Here is a 4,333-nt window from a genome sequence, read left to right on the forward strand (position 1 = left end):
CCCCAGCCCCAGCCCGAGGCTCGCTCTCGCCGGGCTTCGTGCGGCGTGTGCTGTTCCTGGTGGGGGTGGGCGTAGTGCTGCTGGTGCTCTGGCAGTTGCTGGACGTCCTGCTGCTGGCCTTCGGCTCCATCCTCATCGCGGTGCTGCTCAGGGCGGTGGGGGATCCGATCCATCGTTTCACACCCCTGAACGAGGGCCTCTCCTTGCTGGTGGGGGGCCTGGTGATCGTCGCCCTGCTCACGGCCGCCTTCTGGCTGTTCGGCGCCACGGCGGCCGAGCAGGTGGAGGAGCTGATCGCCGCTCTTCCCGACAGTCCGGAGGCCTTCCGCGCCCAGATCGCCTCCATGCCCCTCGCCGAGCAGATCCTGCGCGAGCTGGAGAGCATGGACCTCGGCCAGTCGGCCCGGGACGCCGCAGGCCCGCTGCAGTCCATCCTCAGCCGGGTGGGGGGCTACGCCATGAGCCTGGCGGGGATCGCCACCAACCTGCTGGTGGTGGTCTTCGCCGGCATCTATCTGGCCATCAATCCCCGTTCGGCCCGCGACGGCCTGCTCAGCCTCGTCCCCCGCGGCCCGCGCGAGCCCATGCGGCACGCCCTGAATGTCAGCGGGAACGTGCTGCGGCGCTGGCTCCTGGGCCAGTTCGCCTCCATGGCGGTGGTGGGCGTGCTGACGGGTATCGGCGTGGCCTTGATCGGCCTGCCCTCGCCCGTGGCGCTGGGCCTGTTCGCCGCCCTGGCGGCCTTCGTGCCGGTGGTGGGACCGGTCGTCTCGGTGATTCCGGCCATCCTGCTGGCCTTGCAGGACGGCCCGATGCTGGTGGTCTGGACCATCCTCGTCTACTTCATCGTCCAGCAGGTGGAGAGCAACCTCACCTACCCCCTGATCCAGCGCAAGGCGGTGGACCTGCCCCCGGCCCTGACCCTGTTCGCCGTGCTGGGCTTCGGCGTTCTCTTCGGCCCGCTGGGCGTCGTCCTGGCCGCGCCGCTGATGGTGGTGCTCTTCGTGCTGATCAAGATCCTCTATATCCGCAACACGCTCGGCGAGAGCGCGGACGTGCCTGGCGAAGGGGACGTGGCCAAGGCCTGACCGTGACAGCGGCGCCCACGATCTCAATTTGGATTTCATCAGGTTGACGGGAAATCGCGCACATTTCCAAAAAGTACGACGCCCATATTGACGGATATTGAGGCCAAGCGCCGCCGCGCGCTGGATACCGTCCATCATAGGGGCGGAGAACGGAAATGGCGGGCGCAACGGGACTGAGGGCGGCGCGGCGGCGGGCCGTCTGGAGAAGCGGGGCCTGCGTTCTGGCCCTCTGGTCAGGCGTGGCGGCTGCGGGGTCCAGCCTCGCGCAATCGCCCGCCCCGGCGGCGGGAGCCGTCGCCACTCGCGGGGTGGCCGGCCTGCCCCGAACCGAAGGCTACCTGCCCTTCTACTGGGACGCCGCCCGTGGCCGCGTCCTTCTGGAAGCGCCGGCTTTCGACACGGACGTCCTCTATTACGTCTCCGCCGCCAGCGGCGGCGGCTCGGTGGAGCTGCCCCTGGACCGCGGCATCCTGCGTTCCAGCGTGATCCAGTTTCAGCGGGTGGGCGCCAAGGTTCTGGTGATGGAGCAGAACACCGCCTATCGGGCCTCGGAAGGGCCCGAGCGGGCGGCCAATGTGGCTCAGTCCTTCCCCACCTCCCTGCTCGCCGTCCTGCCCGTGGAAACCGAGGTCGGCGGCAAGGTGATCGTCGACGCCACCCCGCTCTTCATGCGCGACGCCGCCGGCGTGGAGGGGCAGTTGCAACGGGCGGGCCAAGGGAACTTCCGCTTCGATGCGGCGCGCTCGGCCTTCCATCCGCCGCGGATGAAGGCCTTTCCCCTGAACACGGAAATCGAGACCCTGGTCACCTTCAGCGCCGACAATCCCGGCCCCCTGGTGCGCAACGTGACCCCGGACGGTCGTCACCTGACGATGCGGATCCACCACTCCTTCCTCAAGCCGCCGGAGGACTACGCCCCGCGCCTGGCCGATCCGCGGATCGGGGTCTCCACCCTGCGCTTCCAGGACTTCTCCCTGCCGGTGAGCGAGCGACCCAAGGCCGCCTGGATCACCCGCTGGCGACTGGAGAAGGCCGATCCCGCCGCCGCGCTGAGCGAGCCGAAGACCCCGATCGTCTTCTATTTCGACCCCGCCATTCCCGCCCCCCTCCGCGAGGCCATGAAGGCCGGGACCCTGTGGTGGAACGCAGCCTTCGAGAAGGCCGGCTTCCTGAACGCCGTCCGGGCGGTGGACGCGCCCGCCGACATGGACCCCATGGATATCCGCTACGCCTATGTGCTGTGGATCGAGCGGGACGAGCGGGGCTTCTCCTCGGGCGGCACCTATCGCGACCCGCGGACGGGCGAGATCCTGGGGTCGAAGACCCGGATGGACTCCCACCGCATCCGCACCGTGGCCAACTATTTCGACGCCTATAGCGGCGGCCTGCCGGCCGACGGGACGGGCGTCACCGTGGCCGATCCGTCCCTGCTGAGCCCAGGCGGACTGGACGGCATGCCGCCGGCCCAGCGGGACATGGTGCTGCTGCGCCAGGCCCTGCTCACCGCCCACGAGCTGGGCCACGCCCTGGGCTTTGGCCACAACTTCGCCTCGAGCCTCAATGAGCGGGCCTCGGTGATGGAGTATCCCACCCCGCGGGTGGCGATCCGCAATGGGCGGCTGGACCTCTCGGAGTCCTTCCAGAAGGCCATCGGCGCCTACGACGACTACATGGTGCGATACGCCTACACGCCCTTCACGCCGGAGGACGAGAGGGCGGGGTTGAACGGCGTGATCGCCGAGATGCGCCGGGACGGCATCATCTATGTGCCCCCCACCGATCCCCGCTGGACCTGGTACGACGACCGGGCCACCCCCACCGAATATCTGACCGAGACCCTGGCGGCGCGGGACATCATGCTGGCGACCTTCGGCCAGGGCATGCTCTCCCCCGGCGAGCCCGTGGGCGCCTTGCGCGACACCCGCCTCTGGATGGCCTATCTGCACCATCGCTGGGCCCTGGAGGCGGGCCAGGGCTATATCGGCGGCCTCTATCAGAACATCGTCGCGCCGGGCGAGGATCTTCCGCCTACGGAGTTCGTGCCGGGCGCCCTGCAGCGCGAGGTGCTGGGCCTGTTGCTGGACTCCCTGTCGCCCCGTCGCCTGGCCCTGCCCGAGACCCTGCTGGCCCAGCTGACGCCTGACCCCAATCCCAATCTGGAGGACCTGTCCGGCGACGGCGCCTTCGACCAGCTCAAGGCCGCGCGGATCCTCGCCGCCCTGGTCCTGGAGCCCCTGTTCGACAAGCAAAGGGCCGCGCGCATGGTGGCGCTCGGCGCCCGCCAGCCCGACGCCTTGACCTTCCCGGAGATGGTGCAGGCGGTCATGGCCGCCACCTGGAAGGCGCCGGCAGACGCCACCCTCGAAGCGCGGTCCCTGCGGCGCACGGCCCAGCAGGTGGCGCTGGACTCCATGATGATCCTGGGCGCCCAGGCCGACGCCTCGCCCGAGGCCCGCGCCTATGTGCTCGACCAGCTGGCCGAGCTCTCCGGGACGCTGAAGTCCCGCCGGGACGCCGACCCCCTCACCCAGGCCTTCCTGAGGCAGAGCGCCCGGGACATCGACCGCTACCTGACCGATCCGGCGGCCTATGCGCCCAAATCGGCGATGCCCGCCTGGGGCGCCACGCCCCGCTCCCGCTTCCCCATGCCCCCCGGCCCACCGCTCGGCGGGTAGGGGTATCAGCGAACACACCGACGGGGCGGCCGGCCAGGCGCCGCCGCCCCGTCGCCATGCCTCAGTTGGCGCCGCCGGCGTCGGCCTCCAGCGTCACCGTCAGCGGGTTGGGAACCAGGTCGAGCATGGCGCCCGTCGCCACGTCGACGCCGGCGCCGATGACCCCGCCCACCAGGACGTTCCCCGCCATGCCCGCGCCGCCGGCGCCCGACACCTTATGCGTCACCTGGCCGGTCCAAGGCTTGTGGCCCGGCTTGGTGATGTTGACGGTGAACTCGGACTTGCGCGGCATCTTGAAGGAGCACGGGGTCTGATCACAGGCGAAGCCGTTGCTGGTCCGACCGCCGCCCCCGACGGCGTCGTCTCCACGGTCCACGTGTCATTGGAGCCGCGCGTGACCGTCGCGCACGCCGAAACGCTCAGCGCCGCCCCCACCCGCAATCAAGCCCCAATAGCACGAGTTCATCCCGCCCCGCAGTGCGCTCAGGCCCCTGCCCGGGCTGTCTCAGTTGTCGGAAGAAGAAGTGGCGCGCCCGGAACGATTCGAACGTCCGACCCTCAGATTCGTAG

3 protein-coding genes are annotated in these 4,333 nt (G+C 70.0%); 2 read left to right on the top strand and 1 reads right to left on the bottom strand.

Going from position 1 to position 4,333, the window contains the following annotated elements; genetic code table 11:
- Both V7D28_RS14060 and V7D28_RS14065 read left to right on the top strand, forming a co-directional pair.
- The coding region (locus V7D28_RS14060) for an AI-2E family transporter (protein WP_333588012.1) at positions 1–1,088 on the top strand (1,088 nt) is incomplete at its 5' end.
- Between the two features lie 155 nt (positions 1,089–1,243).
- Positions 1,244–3,763, top strand: coding sequence for a zinc-dependent metalloprotease (locus V7D28_RS14065; protein WP_333588013.1), 2,520 nt, complete (start codon positions 1,244–1,246; stop codon positions 3,761–3,763).
- 61 nt (positions 3,764–3,824) lie between these two features.
- Here V7D28_RS14065 and V7D28_RS14070 read toward each other — a convergent pair whose 3' ends face one another.
- Positions 3,825–4,139 (bottom strand): hypothetical protein, encoded by a 315-nt coding sequence (locus V7D28_RS14070; protein ID WP_333588014.1) that lies wholly within the window; start codon positions 4,137–4,139, stop codon positions 3,825–3,827.
- Positions 4,140–4,333: the final 194 nt, after the last annotated feature.

It is taken from the genome of Phenylobacterium sp., from assembly GCF_036723115.1.
Taxonomy (GTDB): domain Bacteria; phylum Pseudomonadota; class Alphaproteobacteria; order Caulobacterales; family Caulobacteraceae; genus Phenylobacterium.

What these genes read in the sequence shown, in the direction of transcription:
- V7D28_RS14065 (WP_333588013.1), top strand. Translation starts at nt 1,244, where the DNA reads ATGGCGGGCGCAACGGGACTGAGGGCGGCGCGGCGGCGGGCCGTCTGG.